The organism is Vibrio scophthalmi (assembly GCF_040869025.1).
GTDB lineage: Bacteria > Pseudomonadota > Gammaproteobacteria > Enterobacterales > Vibrionaceae > Vibrio > Vibrio scophthalmi.
The window spans coordinates 1,217,342-1,243,813 of sequence record NZ_CP134272.1 but is presented as its reverse complement, the minus strand read 5'-3'; the positions used below and the strand labels follow the sequence as shown (position 1 = coordinate 1,243,813).

The window sequence follows — 26,472 nt, the reverse complement described above, 5'->3', positions numbered from 1 at the left end:
ATTACGCTAAAGGACGGGCTATTGTGCTAACGATAACGTTAAGCAATCTGTGCTGCCGCGTCTGAATCTAAGTACCATTCTGTTTCACCAGTTGTAGACTGGATTTTTGCTGCCGGGTAAGGCAGCTCAGAAGCAGGAGTGGTGGAAATTTCGTTGACGATGGCAACCTTACCTGCGCCAAGTACGAGGTAGCTGATGCGTTTCGCCGCTTGTAATACTTTGGCTGTTTTTGATACGCGGATCTGACCCGATTCCGGATGAGAAGCCAGTACAGACAGATTTTCGTCAGCGTAGTTCGTCACTCCTGGGAATAGCGAAGCGGTGTGACCATCTGCACCTACGCCAAGCAAAATCCAATCAAATACCGGTGTGCCGTTTTCACATGGAATGACATCGGCCATCTCTTTGGCAAAGCGCGCAGCTTCTGCTTGAGGCTCATCTTCACCGCGAATACGGTGGATGTTTTCTGCAGGAATAGCCACTTGGCTGAACAGAAGTGTGTTGGCTTCACCATAATTGCTTTCTGCGTCATCCGGTGCCACACAACGCTCATCACCCCACCAGAAGTGAAGGTGTTGCCATTGAATCGCGCTTGCGAATGGCTCGCTTGCGAGTAGTTTAAACAGCATTTTTGGCGTGCTACCACCAGATAGAGAAATATGCACAGCACGGCCTAATTCGCTGTACGCTTGCATATCCTTCGCCAGGCTTTCAACAACCTGATCTGCCGTATCAAAGATCTTATGATTGATCATAGTTCGCAGTAATCCGTATCGGTTAGGTTTTTACAAGGGAAGCGCCATGCGCGTCCATCGCGTTGTAATAAATCGTCGCACTCTTTTGGCCCCCATGTACCACAGGCATAACCAAATAGCGATTGAGGGTCTTGTTTGAAATCCAGAATCGGCTGAACGTATTTCCAACACGCTTCAACCGCATCGCTACGTGCAAACAGAGTCGCATCCCCGTTTAGTGCATCAAGCAATAAACGCTCATAAGCGGTCAACATTTGCGTTTCGAGCAAGTCAGCGTAGTGGAAGTTCATTTTCACTTCTTTGGCTTTAAAACCAGCCCCTGGCTGTTTAAGGCCGAAGCTCATTTGAATGCCTTCATCAGGTTGAATACGGATGATCAGTTTGTTCTCTGGCGCATCTTGACCAAATACTGGGTGCGGTGTGTTCTTAAAGTGAATCACTACTTCCGTCACACGAGTTGGTAAACGTTTACCAGTACGTACATAGAATGGCACACCATTCCAACGCCAGTTATTGATATAGGCTTTAAGACCAACGTAGGTTTCAGTACGTGAGTCTTCAGCAACGCCATGTTCTTCACGGTAACCCGGTAAATGTTGCCCACGAACATCAGAAGCGGTGTATTGGCCAAGCACAAGGTTGTTGCGCAGGTCATCTTCTTCCAATGGTTTTAAGCATTGCAGTACTTTGGCTACTTCATCACGGATTGAGTCGGCGTTGATTTGTGCTGGTGGCTCCATGCCCACCATTGCTAACACTTGTAGCAGGTGGTTTTGGAACATATCACGCATAGCACCAGAGCCGTCGTAGTATCCGCCACGCTCTTCAACACCCAGGAATTCCGCTCCAGTGATTTCAACATAATCGATGAAGTTGCGGTTCCATAGGGGTTCAAACATTGCGTTAGAAAAACGGAACACCAACAGGTTTTGTACAGTCTCTTTACCTAGGTAATGGTCAATACGGTAGATTTGATGTTCTTGGAAATGCTCATGGATATCTTTATCCAATTGACGTGCTGATGCTAAATCATAGCCAAAAGGTTTTTCTACAATTAGACGTTTCCAACCGGTTTGCTCATCATTAAGACCATGAGCTGCAAGGCTCGCAGGAATGACGCTGTACAAGCTTGGCGGTGTCGCGAGGTAGAATAGGGTGTTGCGCTGTTCAAACTGATACTTGTCGGCTAGCTGATCAAGGCGAGCGGTAAGTTTATTGTAATCTGCAGTATCAGAAGTGTTGATCGCTTGGTAGTGAAGATGATCAATAAAGGCATCCAACGTTGCTGGCTCAGTTTTCTCCATTTCTTGAAGAGAGTGCTTCAGCTTGTCACGGTATGATTCATCACTATATTCAGTGCGGCTCACGCCTAAAATCGCGAAATTTTCAGGAAGCTGTTTGTTCGCGTAGAGGTGGTATAAGGCAGGGATCAACTTACGATATGTTAAGTCGCCCGAAGCACCAAAAATAACGATGCTGCTGTTTTCTGGAATTACCATCATCTTTCCCTTAAAACGAGGTAGTGATTGCGTGCCTAGGTTTGGCTTTTCACTTATATAGTAGGAAAGCAACCCTATCAACGACACCTCAAAATAGATAATCGATGCTACCTATTTCATTGATAGATAAAATCGAAGCTCGTTGAGTTAACACTCAATACGGCGCTGTATTGTCTACGACAAATTGATTCACATCAACTCCCGAGTGTTTAATTGCTTAATATATGACTTGTTTTTTACATGCTTTGAACACGGGGTATCGAATATAAGCCAGAGAATCAAACAATTACACTTATAGTTAACGATTGCGTTAAGAATGACAGCTTAAGATTTTGCTCGTTAGTATAGGTGATATTGGCCATGTTATGGATCCATCAGGTAGGCTGTTTGAAACAATTTGTTGACGAATATTACTCTGCATTAACCTTGATGTTTAGTATGCTGAACGCGAAAGGGCAAACACAACGATGTTTAAGCCACTGTTTGGCTGCAAACCCTACGCACGAAATTTAGCCTAATTGAGAGAACCCTATGTTAATACGCACTGTGTTAAGACCTACTTTGTTGTTCGTTATGATGATATTTGCCGCTCAATCGGTTGCTTCGCCTTTTGATATGAAATCGGCAATGAATGAAATGAAACTGAATTTTAAGCATGCAGCGGAGGCGCAAAGCGTAGAAGAGATGGCTACGGCGATGACTTCGTTCAATCAAGTGCTCGTTCAACTGCAAAACGCCAGTTTCCCAACGGAAAAACAAGCACTTTATACCGAAGGTTTTGAACAATTGGACTTGGTCGTTGAGGGCGTCGAAAAACAACTTGAACAGGGCAACCTTGAACAAGCTAAAGCACAATTAAAAGCGATTGATGATCTGCGAGTTGAATTCCACGATAAACGCAATCCAAGTATCTGGAGTAAGCTATTTGGCTGATCGTTTTAAATCGGTTTTTCGCTACGATGCGTTCGAGAAAGAACACTGCCTTAGGGCGGTGTTTTTTTATCGCTAAAGCACGACCAACAGAAACCGGTATCCGAACATGATTACTAGGTTTGAAAAAGCCAACTTAGGCCTCTTGCTTAATTTAGTCCATATAAGTCTTCAATCGCTTCACAACGGCGCAAAACTATTTTTCCCTTCTCCGCGTAGGCGTGTTTTATTTTGAGGTTATGTTGGTGGTATTAAGCTCCATTTTGAATGCGAAAATTGGGTTTTTATCATGTTGATTTTAAAGGAATTTTATTTAATGCCTAATTTGGAATGAAATGATAGCCTTGCATCAAATCAAGGAGTTATTCATGCATTACCAAGATACCGTATTCGAACATCAGATTTTTGAAAATCACAGCTTTGCTGGTGAAAACTTGAGTTATGCCAAGTTCAGTCATTGTAAATTTTATGGCTGTGATTTTAGCCGAGCTGAAATGATGGAAGCGCATTTCGAGCATTGCACTTTTATCGAGCAAGGTGAAATTGAAGGCTGCGACTTCCACTATGCCAATTTACACGATGCCAGTTTTAAACAGTGCCAACTCTCAATGAGTCAATTTGTGGGTGCGAATTGCTTTGGCATTGAAATGCGAGAGTGTGATTTAAAAGGCGTCAATTTTTCTCAGGCCCGTTTTGCTAACCAAATTAGCCATAATGTCTATTTTTGTTCAGCGTATATCACTGCATGTAACCTCTCTTATGCCAACATGGAGCGCTTGTGTATTGAAAAATGCGAGCTCTTTGAGAACCGCTGGATTGGAACTAACCTGCAAGGAACGTCATTGCAAGGCTCTGATTTAAGTCGCGGAGAGTTCTCAGAAGATATATGGAGTGGGGTGCGCATCCGAGAGTGTGACCTGACAGACTGTGACTTAACTGGATTGGATCCAAGGCGAGTGGATCTGACCGGTGTGAAGATTTTAAGCTGGCAACAATCTCAATTGCTAGAGCCTTTAGGACTGATTATTGTTTAGTTCTATCTATATAAAAAGCCCAACAAAAGTTGGGCTTTGATTTAAGGTTGGCGGAGTGGCAGTGTCGATCACATGACCGACTCGCCATTAACTATCAAATAGGTAGAGATACTCACCGTAACCTTGCTGCTCCAATTGTTCTTTAGGAATAAATCGCATTGATGCGGAATTCATGCAATAGCGTAATCCTGTTGGTGCTGGACCATCTTTAAAAACATGGCCTAGGTGAGAATCACCAAATCGGCTGCGTACTTCCTTTCGTGGATAAATCAATTTGTAATCGGTGGTGATCACCACAAAAGCGTCATTGATTGGTTTGGTAAAGCTTGGCCAACCCGTGCCAGAGCGATATTTGTCGGTTGATGAAAACAGCGGCTCTCCTGTCACGACATCAACATAAATACCCATCTTTTTATTGTCCCAGTATTCGTTTTCAAATGGGCGCTCGGTGCCATCTTCTTGTGTTACGTAATACTGCATTTCTGTCAGTGTTTTTTTGAGTTCATCATCGCTCGGTTTGGTGAACGTTTTACCTTGGGTGAGGCCATTATGCTCATCAATCATTTGACGCAAAGTGATTGGATTGGCTTCTCTGTCATCGCCAAAGATTGAATCGAGGTATTGGTCGCGACCAGAAGCGTAGCGATAGTAGTTGTAGCGGACCTTATTACGCTTGTAATAATCTTGATGGTATTCTTCTGCGGGCCAGAATTTCTCGAATTTGACTAACTCAGTTTTGAGTGGTTTTTGGAAAACACCCAGTTGGTCAATTTCCGTCATGAATTGCGTAGCAATCTGTTGCTGTTCGGCATTATGATAGAAAATGGCTGGTCGATACTGCGCGCCGCGATCAACAAATGAGCCTTTATTATCGGTCGGGTCAATGTGACGGAACAATTGGTCGAGGATCTGCTCATAACTCACCACATTGGCGTCATATTTGACTTGAATAACTTCAATATGGCCTGATGTTCCTGAAGAAACCTGCTTATAGGTTGGGTTTTCTTGCGCGCCACCTGAATATCCGGAAACCACATCAATCACCCCCGGAAGCTTTTCTAAGTCAGATTCCGTACACCAAAAACACCCGCCGGCCAGTGTTGCAGTCTCGATATTCGCCCCTGCTGGCACGGCCGGTTTAGCATTATGCTGACTCGCGTTGCTATCCATATCACTACTTGCGCGGCCAATAAATGACGCCACGACGAGCAAAATAGCCATGATTGGCAATAACGTAGAAAATGTTCTCTTCATACCATCCTCATTTGCTTTTCCTTTATACCGATAAGAACGGTTAAGCGAGCAAAAAATTACAGGATATATTCAGAAAGGGGAGTAGTAATGCGTTTATGATGCCAGAGATCAATCATGGATAGACGAAAAAAAGCGAGCTACTTCGCTCGCTTTCTTAACTAACTCAATCCAATGATGTTTCCATCATCATCAAGGTCTAAGTTCATAAATGCGGGTTTTTCAGGCAAACCGGGCATTGTCATGACGTTACCACACAGAGCATAGATAAAGCCGGCTCCAGCGCACAATTTGAGCTCTCGAATTGGCACATTAAAGTGAGTTGGGGCGCCTTTCACACTCCCGTCAGTCGAAATTGACAACGGTGTTTTGGCTAAGCAGACAGCAAGATTATCAAATCCTTGCTTCTGATATTCATCAAGCTGCTGGCGTGCTTGGTAACTGAGGGTGACGCTTGAGGCGCCATAACCGACTTCAGCCACCGCCATCAGCTTTTCTTCGGTCGTCTGTTCTAGTTGATAAAGCGGTTTGAATTGCGTAGCAACTTGGCACTGCTGAACGACTTTTTCCGCCAGTTCTAGAGTGCCTTTACCGCCTTTGGCAAAACCTTCACTGATCGCAACTTCAACGTGATTTGGTAGTGCTTCAATCATGGTTTTAAGCCTGGCCAATTCGTGTTCGCTGTCTTGCGGGAAACGGTTTATTGCCACAACCGCAGGAACGCCATATTTACTGACGTTGTCGATATGCCATTTTAGGTTATCAAAACCAGCTTCAAGCGCCGCAGAATCGTCACTAAATAGTGAGTCAGGGATTGCTTGGCCCGGTTTAAGATCATACAGACCTGAATTCGCTTTTAATCCACGTAATGTTGCCACAATGACCGCACAATCTGGTGCTTTTCCAGATACTTGCGCTTTAATATTGCATGCTTTTTCAAAGCCCATATCTGAGCCAAAGCCACCTTCAGTCACAGTGAATTCAGCCAGTTTCGTCGCGATGTTGTCAGCAATAATTGAAGAGTTACCATGGGCGATATTGGCAAACGGTCCTGCGTGGATAAGCGTCGGCACACCTTCAAGGGTTTGCATTAGCGTTGGCTCAATCGCTTCACGCATGCTAACGGTCATTGCCCCTGCCACTTGGAGATCTTCGGTTGTGACTGGGTGACCTTCTAAATTATAAGCAACGACAATGCGGCCAATGCGCGCGCGCAGATCTTTAAGATCGGAAGCCAGCGCTAATATCGCCATTAACTCAGAAGCCGCTGAAATATCAAAGCCATCTTCGCGCTCGTAGCCGTTGATGGTTTTACCGAGCTCATTTTGGCCGACAGTAACCATGCGTAGAGCACGATCGTTATGATCCATGACACGCTTCCACACCACGCGTTTTGAATCAATTCGCAGTGCGGTTAAACCACTCCGCTGTTCAAAATCGTCGTAACCATTGCGTTGCTCGTGGAAGATACGTGCATCAATTGCCGCTGCGGCTAGGTTGTGCGCGGCGGTAACAGCGTGGATGTCACCCGTTAGGTGCAGATTGAGCTCTTCCATCGGTGCGACTTGAGAGTAACCGCCACCGGCAGCGCCGCCTTTTACGCCAAATACTGGCCCCATCGAAGGTTGGCGAATACAAGCTATGACTGAGCGTTCTAATTGCGCTAAACCTTGCGCCAGACCAATGGTGGTGACCGTTTTGCCTTCGCCAAGTGGGGTGGGTGTAATAGCAGTCACAACGATTAATTTTCCGCTGTTTTGTGTTGTAGTGTTTGACTGGTCATTTAGACGTTTAAGGCAATTTAGTGATACTTTCGCTTTGTACTTGCCTTGGCTATGAAATTCTTCTTCTTTTAAGCCGGCACGAATGGCAACGTCACCAATTGGTGCTAAGTTCGCGCTTCGGCAAATGTTGATATCCGACAGCATAAAACCCTCAATATTGCGAGATAAATGGATGAGCAAACGTTTGCGCAAGCATAATAGCGTCAAATTGTGCTTTGTAAAGGAATAGTTTGTAGCACGTAGCTCATCAAAAGTGAGTCACTATGAGCTCAGCGGTTAAATTCCACAAGAAAAATTTATAACGCATAGAAAAAAGACCTGCCAAATGGCAGGCCAAATCCCTGTGGAGCAGAAAACGGGGGAACTTTCTGAGGGTAATAAATACAATCTAAATGTGGGAAGGGTGGGCGCTACACTGCGACTTCTGAATGGTGAGAAGAGGTGTATTCTTTTAAGTTAAGTAGTCGGCAAACATTAATATTACCGCTACCCTCTACCGATTCGAGTTGTGTGATCAGCAATGAACTGATTTTAGCCGATTGTGTGTGACTTACTAATCGCTCGGCGATTAATCGCGGCATTTCATGTGGCATTGCGGTGCTCGCAGAGAAATACAGTGGTGAAACACCGCGCAGCAAAGCGAGCTTTGATAATAGGCGGGTATTGTCACTCAGTGCCCATATTGAGGCTTTACTTTGACAACGAGACATCAAACGCGGTGTTTCACCGTGTTGAGTTAAAATAGCAACACCGAGATCTTGGTGGACACGTGACGCTGAAATCATCGAAGAGAGCGCAAAGCTTTTACCAGGATCCGAGCAAAGATGGTTGAGATCTTCCCAGCAATTTTGACTACATTCGAGTTCCAATTCCGCGCCTTTAGCAATACGAACCATCGCTTCGACCGATTCAATCGGGAAAGCCCCCGCGGCAGATTCTGCTGATAGCATGATTGCATCGGTACCATCAATAATCGCATTAGCAACATCAAGCACTTCGGCGCGAGTTGGCAGTGGGTTATCAATCATCGATTCCATCATTTGGGTAGCGGTGATCACTGGCTTACCTTGTAGCTTGGCGCGTTCGATCAGTTTTTTTTGTGTGAAGGCAAGGCGCGCATCACCAATTTCCACCCCGAGATCGCCACGTGCAACCATGATCACATCAGAAGCTTCGATTAAGTCATCCATAGATTGATTGCTTGCCACTGCTTCCGCTCTTTCGACTTTTGCTACGATGTGCGCATCACTGCCAGCCTTTTGTACCAAATGTCGGGCATAAGCGATATCTTCGCCGTTACGGGGAAACGAAACCGCGATAAAGTCAGCCTTAATCTGTGCCGCGGTAACGATATCAGCTTTGTCTTTGGTGGTGAGAGCTGGGGCGGATAACCCACCGCCGAGCAGGTTGATGCCTTTGCGATCAGAGAGTTTACCGCCATTTAATGCGTGGGTTTTAACCCAGCGTTCGGTGCGATTAACTTCGTCGACGTGCAGCTGTACGCGGCCATCATCCAAAAGCAATACATCATCGATGTTGAGATCATCGATCAGTTCTGGGTAGTCAAGGCCAACGCGTTGTAAATAGCCTTCATCGTTGGCAAGGTTGCCGTCGAGATAAAATACGTCATCTTTTTTCAAAACGATTGGACCATGTTTAAAACAAGAGATTCTAATTTTAGGCCCTTGAAGATCGGCCAAAATGGCGACGGTTTTGTTCAGTTCAGTCGCAATAGAACGAACCAGCGAAGCTCGTTCTCTATGTTCATTAGCACTGCCGTGAGAAAAGTTTAGACGTACCACATTGACACCGGCTTGAATTAACTGGGTTAATACTTCTGGTGATGACGATGCTGGTCCAAGTGTAGCGACAATTTTAGTTTTACACATATTTGTACCTATAACGACAAAAGGAAGGAGGAAGGTGATTCGATAAGGGAATAAGCGGTTAGCAGCGAAGGGTTCCCTGCTAACCGAATTGGGGGCCTTATTCTAATTTTTGGCGACTCGCTAATGTATTAGACGGCGAGTGGGTAATGAGATTAGTGACTAGGTTTCATCGTCAATGTTGCATCAGACGGTTCATCTTCCATGATCACTTTTTTAGCATTCCAAACTGTCAGGGCAAGGATGAGTGAAACAACCGCAGCCGCTAACCAGAAGTACTGTGCGTTACCAAAGTCATAGTGTTTTACGCCATCAATCTCAGTAATAGTGATAAGTGATGCCGACACGACTTCTTGTGCAGAAGCTGCAATGTAAGAGAATAAACCAATGAATCCTTTTACAGCACCAACCGCATTTTTAGGCATGAGATCACAAGCGGTAAGACCCGCAAGGAAGACCACCAAACCACCGATGGCAAAACCAATCAAGCCAAGTGCAACAGCATCAACCATACGATCATCTGGGCCAAAGAACATTAAGCACATACCTGAGATGTTGGCAATGCCGTAAAGTAGCGTTGGAATATGGCGATTGGCGTTGAAGATTTTATCTGAGATAAAGCCAGACAGAATAGCACCCGCTAGGCCAGCAATAGGATAGGTTGACATGGCAAAGCCCGCGTCAATTAGTGAATAGCCTTTAACTTCTTGAAGGTAAAGTACAGCCCATGAAGACATTGCATAACGTGATACGTACATCGCAGCACAAGCAGCCGCAATTAGCCACACGACGGGTTGTTTGAGCACAAATAGTTGCGCGCGACGCGTTTCTTTAGGATCGTTAGCTTTTTTACTTTCTGGTTCTTCATCAAACGCAGTTGCTGCATCAGGAAGGCCGTAAGTTTGTGGACGGTCTTTTAGGATGAAGAACATAAATAGTGCTGCTGCGATAGCTGCAATACCCGCACCGATAAAGCCGGCACGCCAGCCTAAGTAGCTCACAAGCGTTGCAGTTAAGATCCAAGTGATACCTTCGCCGATATTACGAGAACCGCCCCAAACTGAGTAGCGAGTACCGCGTTGCTTTGGTGAGAACCATTGGAATAGAGACACGCATGAGGGCGCAGAGCCAACGGATTGGAACCAACCGTTCAATCCCCAAATAATAACAAAGAACAAGCCTGCGGTGTTTAAGCCCATCGCGATAGCCGTTACGCCTGATAGTAGTAGTGAGAACGACATAAATCGGCCGATATTGGCATAATCAGAAAGGAAGCCGTTCGAGAATTTACCTATCGCGTAAGTGAAGAAGAATGCTGAACCCATTAAACCGAGTTCTTCAATGGTTACGATGCCAGCATCCAGCATTGGTTTTTTTACCACACCTAAGCTCATACGAACGACATAGAAAGTGGCGTAACCAAAAACAAGACCTAAGAATACTTGCCATTGGAAACTTTTGAAGCGCGATTGCATCGCTTCTTTTGAGCTATCGGACAAAGGAAGGTCCGGACGTGTTTTGAAGAAATTAAGCATAGTGCTCTCCGTGTTCTATCGAAATTTAAATTAGGTTGTTTCAACGCAACCATCATCGATAACGAGAGATAAATAGACAAAACAGGGCTTTTGGGACAAAAGTGACTCAATCCATTGTTTTTAATGAGTCAAAACGGGAATTATGACCACTCCTTACTGATCACTTGCTGATAAAATTGCCATCAACGGTTTAGAGTCTGCGTCAGTTGTGACTCAAACAGGCTCAACATCTTTTTTAGGTAACAATTGAGACTTTTGAATTGGCGCACATAACGCAAGGTTTTTGTGAAGTGAGAGACAAGGTAGTTAAGCAACTTATAGGGTTAGGTTTGGCGTTTTTTTGTGCTTGTTCCCCCGTTTATGGCCAGGAAAAGCAGGATGAATTAGTGATTTTAACCACTTTTTCTCGCGAACCACTGAATGCATTGATTGAGCAATTTAGTCAACTTTACCCTCAGGTAGAAGTTCGGTTGATTCACCGGCGCACTCAATCAGCGATTCAATTACTTAACCGAAGCTACATTCAAGATGTAGATATGGTGCTGAGCTCGTCGCCCTTTTTGATGCAGCAACTCGCTGAGCATGACAGGTTGAATGTCATTAAGTGGCGAACTAGTGCACCACAATGGATGAAGTCATTTATTTTACCGCCTAAGGATCAGGTCGCAGTGTTAGGTTACTCGGGAGCGGGTATTGTGTGGAATCAAGATTATCTCACAGCCAAACAGCTACCTGCACCACAGTCATTTGCTGCGCTGATAGACCCCATTTATTTTGGCCATATCGCCATGAGTACGCCCTCTCGTTCGGGCACTACTCAACTGATGATTGAAAGCATTTTGCATCAATATGGCTGGGAAAAAGGCTGGCGCATTATTTTGAACGTCGGCGCCAATTTAGGCACGATTTCGGCGCGAAGCTTTGGTGTTAGTGACTATGTAGCTAAAGGCCAGTTTGGTATTGGCCCAACGATTGATAGCTATGCGCTGCTATTGCAAAAAGGCTTCGACCACTTGCAGTTTAGTTATGATCAGGATTTCACCTTAATGCCGACGTATATCGCCGAGGTTTCGGATAAAGGTCGTGACCAATACACGCAGAAGTTTGTACAAATGCTGCTATCAAATGAAGTACAAGCCAAGCTCGACCACAGTAGTTTTGCTAAACATGCGTTGATGGATGATCAACTTTATTCTGATGCGTTACCAACCATCGCGTTTTCCACTGTGATGATGCGAGAGCAATTAGTAAATAAAATTTTTGATATGGCAATCACCAAGCGCTTACCGATGCTAAAGGACAGTTGGCTCGCCATTACCACACTCGAAAAGCAATTAACCAAAGTTGAACACCTTGAACGCTTAGCGCAGATCAAAATGTTGTTATTTACACTGCCATTTGATGAGCAAGAAGTACAACAGAGGGGCGAAAATATCATGCGGCTCAATGCAAAAACGGCGCTGGAGCGGAACCAAAGTGAGGTCTTGATGGCTGAATTTGATCATCAGCTCACGCTAGCGTTGGCAGAGAGCATGGCACAAGTGGAAGTGCAGCTCAAAGATCTGAAAGCAGAGGCTAAATAATGAGATTGAAGCAGCGTCATACTATTGGTGCGAAGCTGGTGGCGGCGTTTTCGTGCAGTAGTTTAATGTTGACGATAGCGTGTTTAGTTGCATGGGGGACTTGGAATCAGTTGGATGGTCAGGTTGAAAGTTTACTTGAATCCAATGTCCCTAAGTACAATTTGAGCTACGTGTTGGAAAGTCGTAGTAGCGAGATCCGTCGTCGGGTTGATCTGCTCGCTAACGCCAATAACAAGGTCGAGCTTGAAGCACAGTGGCAAGGATTAAGTAACGAAATTGATAAAGTGAAGCGAGCTTTAACTGAGAATGATCATCTTCAAAGCGAACTTCAGCACTTTGAGTTGTTTTATCAACAGCTTGATCGCTCCGTTGATTTATTGGCGAAGCAAGTATCATCTAAAATCGACCACCAACGTTCGATAGATCGCTTTCGTGAGCAGCTCAATTGGTTACATCAAGACATTGCAACTGAGCTAACACCATTGAGACAAGAGTATCACTGGCGAATCGAACGCAATGATTCAGGTGAAGATACCCGTGATATGTTGGCAATCCTAAATACGATTCAGCAGGTGCTCGATTTAGAAAACACAGTTTATGCGATGCTTGAGGAAGTGATTTCCGCACCGCAAAAAGAGTTGGTTAACAATGGCCTAACCATGATTCATTATCGCTTAGCTGAATTGAATAACTTGAGTACGAGTATTTTTGCGCATCCAGCCTCAATCGCCTATCAACAATTGATCAATGAACTAACCATGCTACTGAAGAGTGATGGTGAGTTTCATCAGTTACTGTTACAGAACGTTGCGCTGGACCACCGTTTAGAGCAAACCAACATAGAAATTGATCAGCGCTTAGAATCTGTGCATCAGCAAATCGCCAAGCTTATTGTGGAAACTGATGAGGCATTTGTATTGGTTAAGCAAGAAACAACCCAGATGGTTTCTTACGGTAACCATGTGTTGTTAGTCTGCTTTAGCCTATCGATTTTAATCAGTCTATTTTTGACCTACTACTTTATTAATAAACGGATTGTAGGGCGATTAACACGACTAAGTAGCAGTATTGACGCAATCATCAATGATGACTTTAGCCATCCGATTCAAGTTGATGGCAAAGATGAAATTGGGCGATTGAGTGAAAAATTGATTGAATATGGCGATAAAGTACGAGAGATCCAACGCACCAATGCGATTAGTTTAATTAACAATACCACCGCAAGTTTGGTTACCTGTGACCGACGCGGTCAAATTGAATCGGCTAACTTAAGTGCACGTCAGCTATTAGGCTTACAAACCGTTTGTGAACCGCAAAAAATTTGGGCTAGTTTCAACGCGGAAAATCAAGCCAAGTTACGCCATGTATTTACCTCTTATGGTCAATTAGCGATTTCAGATCAAGAGTCAGTGACGTTGGCTCTGGAGGGAGAAGAAAGAAAGTGCTATCTACATTTTGACTTTCAACTGTTTAGCCATGCGAATTTACAAAAGGTAATTGTGACAATTACCGATGTGACTCAACAAACTCATACAGCGCTGCAGTTAGAGCAGCTAGTCGCAGAAAAAACGCGCGATCTGGTGCAGAAAAACCAGCAGTTAACTCTGGAAGTAATGGAGCGAAAACGCGCGCAGTTACACCTGAAAAATACTCAGAACGAACTGATTCAGGCCGCGAAAATGGCGGTAGTAGGCCAGACTATGACCAGTTTAGCGCATGAGCTCAATCAACCACTTAATGCGATGTCGACCTATGTTTATAGCGCGCAAATGTTCACTGAACAAGGGGATATTAGTGCGGTGAACCATTCGATTAATCAGATCAGTGGGCTGGTTGGTCGCATGAGTAAGATTATTAAAAATCTAAGACACTTTGCCCGTAAAGCGGATGGTAAACAATCTCAGCAGCAGCACCCGTTAGCGGAGTTGGTAGAGCAAGCAACAATACTGGTTTCCACTAAGTTTAAGCGCCAGCAAGTTCACATCGAAAGCGATATTCCAACCGACGCTTTTGTGTGGGTAAACGATGTAAGCTTGGAGCAAGTACTCGTTAATCTACTCGTTAATGGCTGTGATGCGGTGGTTGAATCGAGACAACAGGAAAAGCAAGTCAACGTGTGCTATTTAGGCAAAGATGGTCCCTTTCATCGCTTTGCTATTGTCGATAATGGAACCGGTTTTGATGGGTTAATTATGGATAAACTGTTCTCGCCTTTCACCACCACAAAAGAAGTCGGACTTGGATTAGGGCTCAATATTTGCCGCTCATTAATTGAATCGAATGGCGGGCATATTTATTTGGCTTCAAGTGTTGATAGAGGAGCCATGGTTGTTATGGAGTTACCTAGTGAACAAAAGTAATTTCTCAGTTTTACTGATTGATGATGATAAAGATGTACTCGATTCGTATGCTCATTTGATGTCGATTACTGGCTTAACCGCTAAATGCATCGACGATCCGACTCACGCACTGCAATATATCACCGTTGATTGGCCGGGGGTGGTGTTGCTCGATATGTACATGCCACAAATGCATGGTATGGAGTTGCTAAACCAAATTAAAGCATTGGATCCACTCATTCCGGTGATAGTGATTACAGGTCATGGTGATATTCCCATGGCGGTGGATGCGGTTAAAAAAGGGGCGTGCGAGTTTATTGAGAAGCCGATTAATCCGCCTGAGTTGTTGGTTCAAGTGAAGCAATATTTGGAGCTACGCCGAGGCTACATTGAACAAAAAAAGAATTTACACCAACAGATAGATAAGAACATTATTGGGCAATCTGCGCAGATTACACAGATTCGTCAACACGTGGCTCAGTATGCATTGCTGAATTCTCATGTTGTTATCTATGGTGACTCGGGTACCGGGCGACATAATATTGCGCATTTGATTCATCAAATGACAACCCCACAACCTGCTTTGAGTGAATTTCGTTTTGAGTTGGGCGAAGAATATCGTGCATTGTCGAATTGCCTCGAAAAAGGCTTTGAGGGGACTTTAATTCTCAGTGGTATCGAACGATTAAATGAGAGTGAACAACGCCAGTTGGTCCAGCAGTTAATCTTGCTTGAACGTTGTAATCATCGTCAAATTACGTTGCTGTCAATCTTTGATTCTGTGCCGGAAGAACTGGTTGCATCTGAGCTTCTTATTCCAGAACTGTTTTACCTAATTAACCAAGGCACAATAAAAGTGCCGTCGTTAAATCAGCGTCCGGATGATATCGCGCCCTTGTTTCACCATTTCTTGAAGCAAAGTTGTCGTAAGTTAGGTAAAACGCTGCCCAAAGTTGACTCTCATTATCTTGCAGTCCTTCGTTCGCATCTATGGCCTGGTAATATTCGTGAACTGAGAAATGTTGCGGAGCTATATGCGATTGGAATCGTAAAACTAACCGGTAAGGAACGTTGTTATACTCAAGAATCGATGCGTTCACCGCTGGACGAATTGATTGAAGATTATGAAAAACAACTGGTCGAAGATGCGTTGTATTTACATTCAGGTAAGGTTGCTGAGGCTGCAAACTATCTGCAAGTTCCACGTAAAAAGCTCTACCTACGCATGAAAAAACATGGCTTGGAAAAAGATTTATTCAAAGCCAAATAAACACCACCCAAACAAAAAGCCCCAAGTTGGGGCTTTAAAATATGCAGGGCGACTTACCACTCATCGTCGGGGAAGATTTTTCCCTCTGGCGCATAAGGATCATCGTCAAAAGGGTGTTCCGCTTTACTGCGAAGCCGTTCTAACTGATGTTCAAGCATGTTAAGGGTATCATAGTCACCTTCTGAACAAGCCACGTAAATCTGTTGTTCGATAGATCGTATCGTATCTTGGCTGCTCATACACACCTCCTCAAATAGGAAAGAAGAGTTAATGATTTCTACCTATTCTCAAATCTATTGTAGTCAAGTAATCCGAATTCGATCGGTTGATCTTGCTGGTACCAACGGTGAACACTGTCACTGAAAGACCAAAAATCGGGATTACTTCGGCGAATCGAGAAGGCATCCAATAACTTAACGTAGTCATCTTCGCTGCGCATATTTTTCAACATATTTACTAGGGCAGGGATTTGACTCTCTTCAAGAGATAGGTACGCAGCAGGATAACTGCCGATCACTCCCCTTACTAAGGTTAGCGAATCATGAGCATAATCTCGATTGCTCTCCTCATCGAATAAGCTAGAGATGTTGGTATGCGCATTATTGTGCAATAACGTAAACAGCTGTTGATGGCCTTTATCGCTTTCAATCATCAGCATCATGATCTGCGGAATAGGGCGTAAGCCTTCACCTTGGATATGGCTGATTTGACGCAGCAATGCTTGATTATCAGCACTAAAGCCTGTGTTGACGATGTCATAGCGATCCGTGAGAACGGGTTCGAGCTTACGCTGTAAAATATCGAACAACTCTTTCTTAGGATCGTTGGTGTGATAAGGAACTTGGGTGGGTTGATCAAACGGTTTTACATTACGTTGTAAGTAATCGCTGAGTTGTGAGCTTTGGTTTTGGTACCAGCTTGATTGTTCTTTATGGCGCACATCACGTGGCAGTAGGGCAACAAAGTTACTTTCCCCTTCTAGACGTAAGAAGTCCATGAACATGCGAGTGATCAGTTGATGGCCAAAATTGCCGTACACATCAAATCCCGCCACCAATAAGTAGTGGATACGTTCTAGCAAGGCATAATCTAAAACCCATGCAGTTTTAGGTTGTTGGCCCACCATTCCGCGCACCACTGACGCACTATCGAAGTGTCTAAAAATCGTCAGAGCGGCATTAGGATTAGTTCCATTGCCTGTCCAGATAAGATTGGTATCTAGGTACTGACCATCTTTAAATGTCTGGTTGATAAAATTGGACTTAGCTTCTAAGTAGCGTGCTTGCTGACGCGAATAGGAGACCCAGTTAGTGATCGGTAGCGTGTTGCTTTCCAACTCGCTTGGCAGTCTGAGGTTATCTTGTTGAGAACGATAAAAGGCGTTGACCTCAGGCAAATCTGACTTGTCTGGATCTAAGAAAAAAACCCAAAAGTGATCATTGATAACATTCAATGCGAGTTGTCCGCGACAAACTGGGCCTTTGATAAAGGCAGAAATGGTGTTTTGCGCGTTATCGAGCATGAACTTAAAACGTGCTTTCACAGGTAGTGCAGTAAAAGCTGTCATCGGATTCGCGGCGACGTCAGCATCATAACTAGGCAATGTTTCTACCTGATAGTCATCGGAGAAAAACCAGCTTTGCCAGTGTCGCATGCGTTGTTCATTGAGAGCGAACGGCATATGCGTTTTATCAACGATAGTGCCTTGCTCAGGAATAAGACGATAGTACACACGTGCCACTTGTGGGTCATCATAAGGGCGGCGAGTGGCGATACGCTTTACCGGCTGGCCTGGAGGAGTTGCCGAGCGAACTAAAGTGAAAAAGCGGGGCTTCGCGTCATCAAGTTCTGAAAAATAGAGATGAGACAAATACAGGTGTTCATAAACATAGCGTGCGACCAGTTGATGTTTATGACTATCACCGTTAAATAGTGTCTCATAAACGTTAACCAGCGTTTGTTGTTCAAACGTCAGAGGAATCGCTTTATTCATTATGGCGCCATCATTTAGCCAATTGATTAGCGTAGAGTATTCCTGCTCAGAAAGGTTAGGCATACCATAAGGCATTCCCCAAGTTGGATAATCATTTTGATATTGATCGAGCTCTTCAATGGTTGGGCATACTTGGTCACGATCGGTGGCAAAATCAAATCCTTTTAACTGCACTTGATCGGGTAAAGGGTGTTCTTCTTTCTGTACTAACAAGCGTGCGACTAAACCGGCTTCAATGTTGGCGGTTGAGTTTTGATTACGCTCATTGAGTACTGGGTGAAAACCAAGTGCTCGCCATTGCTCAGTGGTATCAGCATCTTCAAACAGACGTGTTGGTGTTGTGGCCGTTAAACGAGTGCCTTCATAGACGAGTGCTTTACTTGCGCCACGATCTATCCCTTCGACGGAACTCATTTTCAACTGGCATGGCGCATCATAACAGGCATGGCAAACGACACAGCGGTTATTGATGATGGGTTTTACGTCATCCAAAAATTGATTGCTGGCTTCGCTACCTATATCAGCTCGGCGTTCACGAACTTGAGGCTCACCAAATAATTGGTCGAAGTTTAAGCCAGCATAGGTGGCGCAGCCTGAAAAAATGGTGACCAGACAAAGAAGGAATATTTTACGTAAACTCATGGTATATCGTAGTAGTTTGAAGTTATCGTAAGTATAACGACTGATTATCAAACTGGTTAGTCATGAGATTACAACTGTTTAGTGTTTAAGCGAAAATGTAGGTTTTTTCTGATAAATTCACAATTTAGTTCACTGTTGATGCTTGATTATCATCTTGAAGAGGATTTTTTAGTATGAATCCGGTCAGGGCAATTAATGCGCAGCTAATGGCTACCAGGCTAGAAAATAGAATCATTCTAAAACCAAAATATTGAGAGATAACTCCCATAGAACTCGTGCCAATCATTGTGCCAACAAGCATGGCGTTAGTGTAGATAGCTGAGGCTTTTCCAATACTGCCGGGAGCATAATCCTGCATAATGGTCACACCGAGACCGACAAAAATGCCGAAAAAGATGCCGTTCAATATTTGGAGGGCTAACAGTGCTGGCATTGTTTGTGCGTGCAACATGCCAATATAAAACAAAATGGCACTGAGAAATCCCCAGCGTATTATCGCAGGTTTACCCCAGCGCTCAGCCCAATTAACCGCCATTAGCATCACCGGAATTTCTACCGCAGCGGTAAGGCCAAACAAAAAGCCAGGATAAGATGTTGGTAAATTAAGTTCACGAGTGACCAGTAGCGGCATACCATTGATATAAGTGCTGTTGCCAATATTTGCGAGCAATACAATTAAGGCCAGAAACCATACTTGTTTTGGTAATGAAGTATTGGCCGTTGGTTTCTGATTGCTTCTATTCGTTGTTGGCGTCTTTAGCGTTAAGGTAACGATGAGTAATACCAACAGCGCGAAACTAATAGATAGGTAATAATTGGTGGTGAAGCCGAATTTATCAACGGATATAAAGGCCAGTGGTGGACCGAATATCCACAATAATGATACTGATGAGCGCATCTGTGAATTGATTTTGGCGCTATTTTGTCCGCTTGCGTCGGCATAGTTTCTGACCATGGTCAGAATCAGTGGGATTGCGCTCGAAGCAATTGGCATAACGGTGCAACCAATTAAGAGAGCGTGCCAGAAGTTTTCAGCATATGAAAAGCCGATCGCGGAAACGATAATACCGCACAACGCGAAACAAAACAGATGTTTACTGGAAACTCCTCGGTCTATTAATCCGGTTAGTTTTTGGCTGACCATAATGGTGATGATCGACGTTAAAGTGGTGTAGATTCCTAAATAGGCGGGTGGGGTATTGAGTTCCGTTATGAGAAATAGGCTCATGACGGGTAACATAAACGCAAACGAAAGTGCGGTCACACAGTTGATCGCGAACAGCACGCCGCTTTGTCCGCTTAATAATGCACGAAGATTACCCAAGGGAGTGCTCTCTGATTGTACCCGCGTAGGGTATAGTGATAAAGGTTATGAGAACGTCTAGTGTAAAGCTCAGTGGTTGTTTATTAGTTGATAAATTAGTTGGAATATTGAACTCAATCGCACAATAAAATGGTTCTGACAAATCCTTATTTTGTGCTCAAACGATAAAGAAAAGGCCGCGAGGTGGCGCTCGCGGCAAAAATGGCATCGCTGCTACTCTAATGCCATCGTAATATCGTTAATCATGATTTGCGTGGCGGTAATACCACTGGCAGAGATGTACCAAGCTTGTGGGTTTAACTCCGTGATGCGATTTTGCTTGCCGGCATTGGTCTGATTAATCAGTGCATTGCTAAAGCCTTGTTTTGCTGAGCCAGACTGACGACCGATTGCTTTATCTCTGTCGATCACCAATAGATAATCGGGGTTGGCTTCTGCGATAAATTCATAGCTGATCAAATCGCCATGAGCCGCAGTCACGTTATTGTTTACCACTTGTTTGAAACCAAATTCATCGAAAATGGCATTGTAACGAGAGCCCGCGCCAAAGGTTGTAATGTTGTCGCCATTGGCCATTACCATTAGTGCTCGAGCTTGTTTTGCTGAGGCGACATGGGCAATAGCGTTGATTTTGCTCTCGGTTGCCGTGATGATTTTCTCGATCTCCTCATTGCGCTGAAAAATATCCCCTATCATGCGCCATGCCAGTTGAGTCGTCGGCCAAAATCGACGTGAATCGACCATGAAAACAACGGTTGGCGCAATTTTAGATAATTCTTCGTAGGCTGAGGAACTGCGATTGCTGGCGATGATTAAATCAGGTTTTAAGGAATAAATTGTCTCAAAATCAGGCTCGTGCAACGTCCCGACGCTGGCATATTCTTGATCTTGATATTTGGATAGATACTCAGGCATAGGCCTTTTGACTACGCCGATAGGCTTAATTTCAAGATAATCGAGTACATCGAGTGCATCCATTCCAAGCACCACGATACGAGTTGGTTGAGTTGTCACTAAGGTTGAACCTAAAGGATGTTCGATAGTGATCGTCTCGCTGGTCGCTAAAGGAGAGACCGCCATCAGGGCGGTCAATAGCCATATCTTGGCTGTGTTAAACATGGGCGGTACCTTTCTAAAACGCGTAGCTAAGGTTGAATCGAAGATCACGACCAGCAGATGCGTAGCCTTGTGCGACTTCACTACCAATAATGCCCATGTAAGAGCCATGATCGAAGTATTGCTTATCAAACACATTCTTCACAGAGAAAGTGAGAATGAGTTCTTCGTTGGTGATAGGCTGCCATTGCGCATAGAGGTCATGAACGCCGTAGCCAGGCTTTTCAGGATAGGTTGATTCATCCGCAACATCTGAAAGGCGCTCAACGAAGGTGGATGTCCAACCAAACTGCAGCGCTTGAGATACGGTATAGTTGAGATCAAGCACCCATGTGTCGCCGATTGAGGTACCCAATGTACTGTCACCATCACTCAAAGGAACGCCATTGAGCTCCGGCTTCGATTGATTGTAACCAAGCTGCGTCGAAAATTGGCCAACATGGCCACCCACATAGGCGGTGACGCCAGTGGTAATGAGTTCACCAACGTTGGTGTAATGACCGCTGGTGGCATCTTTGTCGACGACATCTTTAATTCGGCTATCAAACACGGTGATTCCGGCAAAGAAGTTCTCTTTCATTACGCGGGTACCAAACTCAAAGTTTTTTGCGCGCTCTGGTCCGCGATTAGGATCGTTTTCATACCAATCGATAATAAATAACTCTTTAGCGGTTTGGCCGCGAAAGGCTTCGGCATAATTAGCAAAAAGCACCACGCCAGAGGCCACTTCGTAATCGATAGCGACATTAGGGCTAAAGCCCGAGGATTCAAACTCTTGGTCGATGTTATCAGTGAGCTTATACCAATCGTAACGAGCACCAGCGCTTAGTAACACTGAGTCGTTAATCTGCCAATCATCTTGGATGAATAGGCCGTAGACTTTGCCTTTTTCATGGTCAAAGCGATTGCCATCCCAGTTGGTTTCAAATTCTGATTCATCATCGCGGTAGTCCGCCCCAATGATGACAGTATGTTGTTGCACTGTTGCCGTATTAAACAGTTTTCCGCCAAAGGTCTCGATGGTGCCATCGCTGGTGCCCCATCGAGGATTGTCGAGGTGCGCAATTCGTGAACGGGTATTGTACGCCGTTGCGTCAATCGCTATATAGTTTCCTTGCGTGTAGCGGTAGTTTAACGTCGCGGTTTTACGATCGGCTTCTTGTTCAAGCGGCGTATTTTTAAAGCTAGGTTGGAAGTGCGGTTTCGTTAGGCGCGTACCATCGTCATCACGAAAATCATACGCAAGAGAAAGGTAGTGATTGGGATTAATTTGCCCTGAAAGCTTAATCAGGCCAACGTGCTGCTCTGTGGCGGTATAGTCTTGTTCGTCGCCGTTGCCATCTTTGATGTTATCGCCATCGACATAGCCGTAGGTAGCGAGTAAGCCAAGCCCTTCAGTGACTTCGCCGTAAACGCTTGCTGAGTATTTTTGACCTTTGTTATTGGTGTAATAACCTGTTTTAACTTGTGCACCAAACTTATCGCCATTGTGCAGAAGATCGTGGGCATCTTTTGTTTTGAACTGGATTGCACCACCCAAAGCGCCAGGTCCATTGGTTGCACGGCCTGCACCGGCACTGATATCGACTTGTTTTAGCAGTTCAGGCTCAATCGATAAACGACCTTGATGATGGAACAGATTACTTGTTTGCTGTGCGCCGTCAATCGTGACATTGAGCATGGTATCTTCAAGGCCACGGACATAAATTTTTTGACTGATCCCTGAAGAGCCGCCGACGGTAACTTCAGGATCGTTACGAAACACATCGTTCAAATCACTCGCTTGACGTTGAGAAAGCTCTTCAGCGGTGATGATGGTATCAACCCCAATGAGCTGTTGTCCCGTGACTTCAATAATTTCTGTTTCTTGAGCGGATGTTGAAAATGCGATGAGGGCAATTGCCACTGGGCTTAACTTAAATACGGTATCCATTCCCGCAAACTCCTTAACTAAATGAGAATTATTATCGGTTGTGGATTTTGAAGATTTGCCCATATTGAGTAAATGACTTTTACAACTGTTACAAATCAATGCCCTAAACGCTTTAAAGCTTTTGTGTTTGTCATGCAAATTACCGGATAAATAGTCCTTTAACGCCTGTTTAAGCTGTTTGTGAGTTATCGTGAAGTTGTTAAATCGGCACTCTTTTTAGCGACCTCATTTTATCATGTCAGGCGGGTAGTAGTACGACCATATCGAGCCCCTTACCTCTGCCATTTTTGGCCTCTACGGTACCATTAACCGCTTCTATGTGGCGTTTAGCCAATGCCAACCCAACCCCAAAGCCTTTTCGAGCATCTTTCTGGTTATTGGCCTTAAAGAAAGGACGGAAGATGGTTTTGGTCAGTGAAGGGTCAAGCCCGGGTCCGGAATCTGAGATGGTAATGCTGATAGCGTGTTCTGAGTTGTCGGCTGTGATCATTAACATTTCCCCTGCAGGTGTGTAACGCAGACCGTTACGGATGATGTTTTCTAACGCTTGAGAAAGGGCACGTTGATTCGAGTGAGTTAACATCATACTCGCGGGCATTTGACAGGAAATCGTCCGGTCTGGGTATTCAAATCGAGCATCTTCAATGATGGCATCAAGTAATTCAGTTAAGTCGAAAGACTCTTGGCATAAGTTAGGGCGTTCGTTTTCTAACCACGCCAGAGTTAGGGTATCTTCCGCCATATGACGGATGTTTTTAACCTCGGTGCGGATACGTTCAACCATAGCGTAAGAATCAATCTGGCTTTCCACACAATCTGTTGCCATTTCAACTCGAGCGAGCGGAGTGCGAATTTCATGGGACATCTCAGCAATTAGGTTGCGGTTGTGTTCTATGACGTTCTCGGTGCGTTCTGCCATCATGTCAAATGTCTTCGCGACCTGACTCATCTCGTCGTTACCCAGAGTAAGGTAATGGCTTACTCTCGCTTGATAGTTTCCTTGGCTAAAAGCATCGGTTGCTTTTTGAAAGCTACGCAGAGGACGCATTACGTAACGATATAAATAGATGGTTAAACTGAGTAGGGCAATAAATGGGATCACTAAGCGAAACAGCCAAAATGCGTGAGACATATAACTGCCTGGACGCATACGTTCGGGTAATATAATCAAAAAGTGATGATTACTGGGCGAGAGTGCCACTTCCATTATGGGATTGTCCGGGAAATCGAGATGGATTTTCCACTCTACATTCCGGCCAATGCCGTAGCCTGACCAAAAACGTTGATTGAGAGGATTGCCGCTTACCACGTCAATTTGCGATTTCACTACGGTCGCCCAGGTTTGTTCTTGGTTAGCGAGTTGCGTTAACCATTGGTTCAGACCTTGCGTATCACCTTGTTCTATAAATTGTTGTGCAGTATCTCCCCATTGAAGTATTTCTTGTTGGTGCTGTGTTTCGATGTAGCTCATTTTTTCATTGGAGAGCAATGCAGCGCTGTGCAGCAATGAAAAGAACATCACTCCGCCAAGAGAAAGAATGACAAATAAGCGCCAAAATAAAATCCGTTTCATTTGATGATGTATCCCTTGCCATGAACCGTTTGGATGCGGCCTTGCGCCATACCAAGCGAAGAAAGTTGCTTACGCACGCGGCTTAAATGCATATCAAGTGCCCGGTCATAAGGGCTAAATTCACGTTCTAAAACAGCTTGATAGAGAAAAGGTTTACTCTGTACTGCGCCTTTATGCTGTACCAGAGTCCAAAGTAATTTGAATTGTATCGGGGTGAGAACTAATTGCTCTTCGCCATCATATTTGGTCACGGTGACTTGGTAGGATTGTTTGTCGAGTGTTAATTCTTGATAACTAAGGTAACGTGAGGAAGTTGGAGCGGCTAATTGCTGGGTTCGACGAAGCACTGCCTCTATTCTTAGTTTCACTTCTTCGAAATTGCATGGCTTGCTAATGTAATCATCTGCACCGTTGCGCAATCCTTTTATCCTATGCTCTTCTGCCCCATATGCGGTCAGCATAATGACGGGGGTTCGCGAGTGAGAACGGACGTATTTTAGTAAGCCAAAACCATCAACATTGGGCACGTTAACATCCAATAAGATCAAATCAAACTGACGCATTTTCAATAGCGTTAACGCTTGCGCACCACACTTTAGATTGGTGACAGTGTAACTATTTGCTTGCAGCAGTGCGGTGAGCTGATGGTTGAGATTAAGATCATCCTCTACCAACAATATTGTTTGGGTAGACGTATCATCTTCGTGACTCAATGAAGAGTTTGTAACCGGGCTTGAGTGAAATGCATCAAACATCATAATTTGCCTAAGTGAATATGATTCGCATTATCAATTATATTTAATTAACTTTCAATTTACTCAAAAGAATAGGTTGTGTGAATGTAAGTTTTGCGTGTGAGATGACAACTTTGAGCAAACTTGTCATAAAAAAACCCGCACTAGGCGGGTTGTACAGGGTTGGAGTGGGCGCTTATTTGAGCTTTTGAACAGTATCAACATCAATAGTAGTGGTTGTCCACTCACCGTCGACTTCACCACGAATCACAACGGTATCTTGTGGAGTGACATCAACGCCCATCCAGTTGTCATCGTCGATTTCGATCTGGATCTCACCCGTTTTATCTTCAAACAAGTACATTTCATTACCTAAAGACTTGGTGATATTGCCCGTTAGGATGACAAAGCTATCGTCTTTTGCATTGAGAGCTTCGTTTACCGCATTGATTGAGGCAACTTCAGGGCCGTTGAAAGCCGCGAAAGCAGAACTGGAAGCAAGTAATAAAGCAGAGAGTGTGAGCATTTTTTTCATTTTGATTTCTCTTATTATTCAGAAGTATTAGTTTAGATGCATTAGTTTAGAAGTAATAGGTTGTGCCTAGGTTGAATGAGGCCGTATTGGCATAGTTATCTAGCTGATACTTAACATTTGCACCCACAGTTAATTGCGGTAGAACTGCGTATTCGGTACCGAGTGCAAACATTGCTCCAATCTCATTACTGTCTGATGAACGATGAAATAGGTTGTTGTCCATTTCGATGTCGTCGTTAGTAACCAGCTCGTATTCTTCAGATTTGCTTTCACTCGACTTGTACTGAGTATAGGTTAGACCGGCTTTAAGTTTAGTCGACCAGCGATCGTTTAAAGCATAGGTGAAAACAGGTGCAAGAGAGATCTGTTTTGCTTTTACTGATGAATCCCATTCCATTTCATGGTGATAATCTTTACCTCCCACGTTGGCGATACCTAGTTTTTTCGACTGGCTATCGTCAAGGTCAAATTGGCTGTAACCAAGCTCTACGGCCCATGAAGGGGAAACGGAGTAGCCAAGAAATACAGCCATGATGCCATCATCTGATTTGGGTTCGAGTTTGATGCCTTCAGCTTTGAAAGTGCTGTCAAAATCGGTATTGCTTGAACCAAAACCATATTCCAATCCAACATAGGGGGCTGCCGTTGCAGAAAAAGAACAGATAACGAGCAGACCGAGTAAACTTTTCTTCATGATTTCATTCTCTTAGTTATTGTGCGCATAGTATGCGTGCAAGAATGTGAAGTGTTCGTGAA

Annotated in this window: 20 protein-coding genes; 5 read left to right on the top strand and 15 right to left on the bottom strand. The window is 44.4% G+C overall.

Annotated features, from left to right (window positions below; all coding sequences use genetic code 11):
- Positions 1 to 38: 38 nt before the first annotated feature.
- Positions 39 to 755, bottom strand: a complete 717-nt coding sequence (gene pgl / locus RJD38_RS20505; RefSeq protein ID WP_367971491.1) for a 6-phosphogluconolactonase — start codon at positions 753 to 755, stop codon at positions 39 to 41.
- Positions 752 to 2,254 carry a glucose-6-phosphate dehydrogenase gene (gene zwf / locus RJD38_RS20500; protein ID WP_065431589.1) on the bottom strand — a complete coding sequence of 501 codons (1,503 nt, stop codon included), beginning with the start codon at positions 2,252 to 2,254 and terminating at the stop codon, positions 752 to 754. The genes pgl and zwf overlap by 4 nt, the downstream gene beginning before the upstream one ends.
- Positions 2,255 to 2,785: 531 nt before the next feature.
- Here zwf and RJD38_RS20495 point away from each other — a divergent pair.
- Both RJD38_RS20495 and RJD38_RS20490 read left to right on the top strand, forming a co-directional pair.
- Positions 2,786 to 3,187, top strand: coding sequence for a cytochrome b562 (locus RJD38_RS20495; RefSeq protein WP_367971490.1), 402 nt, complete (start codon positions 2,786 to 2,788; stop codon positions 3,185 to 3,187).
- Positions 3,188 to 3,552: 365 nt separating this feature from the next.
- Positions 3,553 to 4,218: a Qnr family pentapeptide repeat protein gene (locus tag RJD38_RS20490; protein ID WP_268675078.1), complete on the top strand. Its 666-nt coding sequence runs from the start codon at positions 3,553 to 3,555 to the stop codon at positions 4,216 to 4,218.
- Between the two features lie 87 nt (positions 4,219 to 4,305).
- Here RJD38_RS20490 and msrB read toward each other — a convergent pair whose 3' ends face one another.
- The 4 genes from msrB to RJD38_RS20470 form a co-directional block, all read right to left on the bottom strand.
- The gene (gene msrB / locus RJD38_RS20485) at positions 4,306 to 5,472 is read right to left on the bottom strand and encodes a peptide-methionine (R)-S-oxide reductase MsrB (protein WP_367971489.1); all 1,167 of its coding nucleotides are present in this window, start codon (positions 5,470 to 5,472) and stop codon (positions 4,306 to 4,308) included.
- 158 nt (positions 5,473 to 5,630) lie between these two features.
- Positions 5,631 to 7,397, bottom strand: coding sequence for a formate--tetrahydrofolate ligase (locus RJD38_RS20480; RefSeq protein WP_367971488.1), 1,767 nt, complete (start codon positions 7,395 to 7,397; stop codon positions 5,631 to 5,633).
- A 266-nt stretch (positions 7,398 to 7,663) separates the two neighbouring features.
- Positions 7,664 to 9,142: a pyruvate kinase gene (pyk, locus tag RJD38_RS20475; protein ID WP_367971487.1), complete on the bottom strand. Its 1,479-nt coding sequence runs from the start codon at positions 9,140 to 9,142 to the stop codon at positions 7,664 to 7,666.
- A 152-nt stretch (positions 9,143 to 9,294) separates the two neighbouring features.
- Entirely contained in the window at positions 9,295 to 10,674 is a 1,380-nt protein-coding gene (locus tag RJD38_RS20470; protein WP_065431595.1) for an MFS transporter, read from the bottom strand.
- Between the two features lie 290 nt (positions 10,675 to 10,964).
- On the opposite strand from RJD38_RS20470, the gene RJD38_RS20465 reads away from it, so the two are divergent.
- The 3 genes from RJD38_RS20465 to RJD38_RS20455 are packed head-to-tail and all read left to right on the top strand — an operon-like array spanning position 10,965 to position 15,866.
- Positions 10,965 to 12,257, top strand: a complete 1,293-nt coding sequence (locus tag RJD38_RS20465; RefSeq protein WP_367971486.1) for an ABC transporter substrate-binding protein — start codon at positions 10,965 to 10,967, stop codon at positions 12,255 to 12,257.
- Positions 12,257 to 14,617: an ATP-binding protein gene (locus tag RJD38_RS20460; protein WP_367971485.1), complete on the top strand. Its 2,361-nt coding sequence runs from the start codon at positions 12,257 to 12,259 to the stop codon at positions 14,615 to 14,617. Before RJD38_RS20465 ends, RJD38_RS20460 begins: the two co-directional genes overlap by 1 nt.
- Positions 14,538 to 15,866 carry a sigma-54-dependent transcriptional regulator gene (locus tag RJD38_RS20455; RefSeq protein ID WP_406853273.1) on the top strand — a complete coding sequence of 443 codons (1,329 nt, stop codon included), beginning with the start codon at positions 14,538 to 14,540 and terminating at the stop codon, positions 15,864 to 15,866. The genes RJD38_RS20460 and RJD38_RS20455 overlap by 80 nt, the downstream gene beginning before the upstream one ends.
- Positions 15,867 to 15,919: 53 nt before the next feature.
- Here RJD38_RS20455 and RJD38_RS20450 read toward each other — a convergent pair whose 3' ends face one another.
- The 9 genes from RJD38_RS20450 to RJD38_RS20410 all read right to left on the bottom strand — a co-directional run bounded on the left by RJD38_RS20450 (position 15,920) and on the right by RJD38_RS20410 (position 26,410).
- Positions 15,920 to 16,105: a hypothetical protein gene (locus RJD38_RS20450; protein WP_005598439.1), complete on the bottom strand. Its 186-nt coding sequence runs from the start codon at positions 16,103 to 16,105 to the stop codon at positions 15,920 to 15,922.
- A 38-nt stretch (positions 16,106 to 16,143) separates the two neighbouring features.
- Entirely contained in the window at positions 16,144 to 18,501 is a 2,358-nt protein-coding gene (locus RJD38_RS20445) for a fatty acid cis/trans isomerase (RefSeq protein WP_367971483.1), read from the bottom strand.
- A 124-nt stretch (positions 18,502 to 18,625) separates the two neighbouring features.
- On the bottom strand, positions 18,626 to 19,825 hold the full coding sequence (locus RJD38_RS20440) for a sugar efflux transporter (protein ID WP_367971482.1): 1,200 nt from the start codon (positions 19,823 to 19,825) through the stop codon (positions 18,626 to 18,628).
- A gap of 213 nt (positions 19,826 to 20,038) precedes the next feature.
- Positions 20,039 to 20,944, bottom strand: coding sequence for a siderophore ABC transporter substrate-binding protein (locus RJD38_RS20435; protein WP_065546350.1), 906 nt, complete (start codon positions 20,942 to 20,944; stop codon positions 20,039 to 20,041).
- A 13-nt stretch (positions 20,945 to 20,957) separates the two neighbouring features.
- Positions 20,958 to 22,874: a TonB-dependent receptor domain-containing protein gene (locus tag RJD38_RS20430; protein ID WP_065546349.1), complete on the bottom strand. Its 1,917-nt coding sequence runs from the start codon at positions 22,872 to 22,874 to the stop codon at positions 20,958 to 20,960.
- Between the two features lie 238 nt (positions 22,875 to 23,112).
- Positions 23,113 to 24,447 (bottom strand): sensor histidine kinase, encoded by a 1,335-nt coding sequence (locus tag RJD38_RS20425; protein ID WP_065546348.1) that lies wholly within the window; start codon positions 24,445 to 24,447, stop codon positions 23,113 to 23,115.
- Positions 24,444 to 25,202, bottom strand: coding sequence for a response regulator transcription factor (locus RJD38_RS20420; protein WP_065546347.1), 759 nt, complete (start codon positions 25,200 to 25,202; stop codon positions 24,444 to 24,446). The genes RJD38_RS20425 and RJD38_RS20420 overlap by 4 nt, the downstream gene beginning before the upstream one ends.
- 175 nt (positions 25,203 to 25,377) lie before the next feature.
- Complete coding sequence (locus RJD38_RS20415; RefSeq protein WP_009385373.1) at positions 25,378 to 25,716, bottom strand: YgiW/YdeI family stress tolerance OB fold protein; 339 nt, start codon at positions 25,714 to 25,716, stop codon at positions 25,378 to 25,380.
- Positions 25,717 to 25,762: 46 nt separating this feature from the next.
- Positions 25,763 to 26,410 (bottom strand): AcfA family outer membrane beta-barrel protein, encoded by a 648-nt coding sequence (locus RJD38_RS20410; protein ID WP_005598454.1) that lies wholly within the window; start codon positions 26,408 to 26,410, stop codon positions 25,763 to 25,765.
- Positions 26,411 to 26,472 lie beyond the last annotated feature (62 nt).

Excerpts from the sequence above, each read along its gene's own strand:
- RJD38_RS20460 (WP_367971485.1), top strand. The coding sequence starts at position 12,257 with ATGAGATTGAAGCAGCGTCATACTATTGGTGCGAAGCTGGTGGCGGCG.
- RJD38_RS20490 (WP_268675078.1), top strand. The coding sequence starts at position 3,553 with ATGCATTACCAAGATACCGTATTCGAACATCAGATTTTTGAAAATCAC.
- RJD38_RS20410 (WP_005598454.1), bottom strand. The coding sequence starts at position 26,410 with ATGAAGAAAAGTTTACTCGGTCTGCTCGTTATCTGTTCTTTTTCTGCA.
- RJD38_RS20430 (WP_065546349.1), bottom strand. The coding sequence starts at position 22,874 with ATGGATACCGTATTTAAGTTAAGCCCAGTGGCAATTGCCCTCATCGCA.
- pyk (WP_367971487.1), bottom strand. The coding sequence starts at position 9,142 with ATGTGTAAAACTAAAATTGTCGCTACACTTGGACCAGCATCGTCATCA.
- RJD38_RS20435 (WP_065546350.1), bottom strand. The coding sequence starts at position 20,944 with ATGTTTAACACAGCCAAGATATGGCTATTGACCGCCCTGATGGCGGTC.
- RJD38_RS20420 (WP_065546347.1), bottom strand. The coding sequence starts at position 25,202 with ATGTTTGATGCATTTCACTCAAGCCCGGTTACAAACTCTTCATTGAGT.
- RJD38_RS20455 (WP_406853273.1), top strand. The coding sequence starts at position 14,538 with ATGGCGGGCATATTTATTTGGCTTCAAGTGTTGATAGAGGAGCCATGG.
- msrB (WP_367971489.1), bottom strand. The coding sequence starts at position 5,472 with ATGAAGAGAACATTTTCTACGTTATTGCCAATCATGGCTATTTTGCTC.
- RJD38_RS20445 (WP_367971483.1), bottom strand. The coding sequence starts at position 18,501 with ATGAGTTTACGTAAAATATTCCTTCTTTGTCTGGTCACCATTTTTTCA.
- RJD38_RS20415 (WP_009385373.1), bottom strand. The coding sequence starts at position 25,716 with ATGAAAAAAATGCTCACACTCTCTGCTTTATTACTTGCTTCCAGTTCT.
- pgl (WP_367971491.1), bottom strand. The coding sequence starts at position 755 with ATGATCAATCATAAGATCTTTGATACGGCAGATCAGGTTGTTGAAAGC.
- RJD38_RS20425 (WP_065546348.1), bottom strand. The coding sequence starts at position 24,447 with ATGAAACGGATTTTATTTTGGCGCTTATTTGTCATTCTTTCTCTTGGC.
- RJD38_RS20470 (WP_065431595.1), bottom strand. The coding sequence starts at position 10,674 with ATGCTTAATTTCTTCAAAACACGTCCGGACCTTCCTTTGTCCGATAGC.
- zwf (WP_065431589.1), bottom strand. The coding sequence starts at position 2,254 with ATGGTAATTCCAGAAAACAGCAGCATCGTTATTTTTGGTGCTTCGGGC.
- RJD38_RS20480 (WP_367971488.1), bottom strand. The coding sequence starts at position 7,397 with ATGCTGTCGGATATCAACATTTGCCGAAGCGCGAACTTAGCACCAATT.
- RJD38_RS20495 (WP_367971490.1), top strand. The coding sequence starts at position 2,786 with ATGTTAATACGCACTGTGTTAAGACCTACTTTGTTGTTCGTTATGATG.
- RJD38_RS20450 (WP_005598439.1), bottom strand. The coding sequence starts at position 16,105 with ATGAGCAGCCAAGATACGATACGATCTATCGAACAACAGATTTACGTG.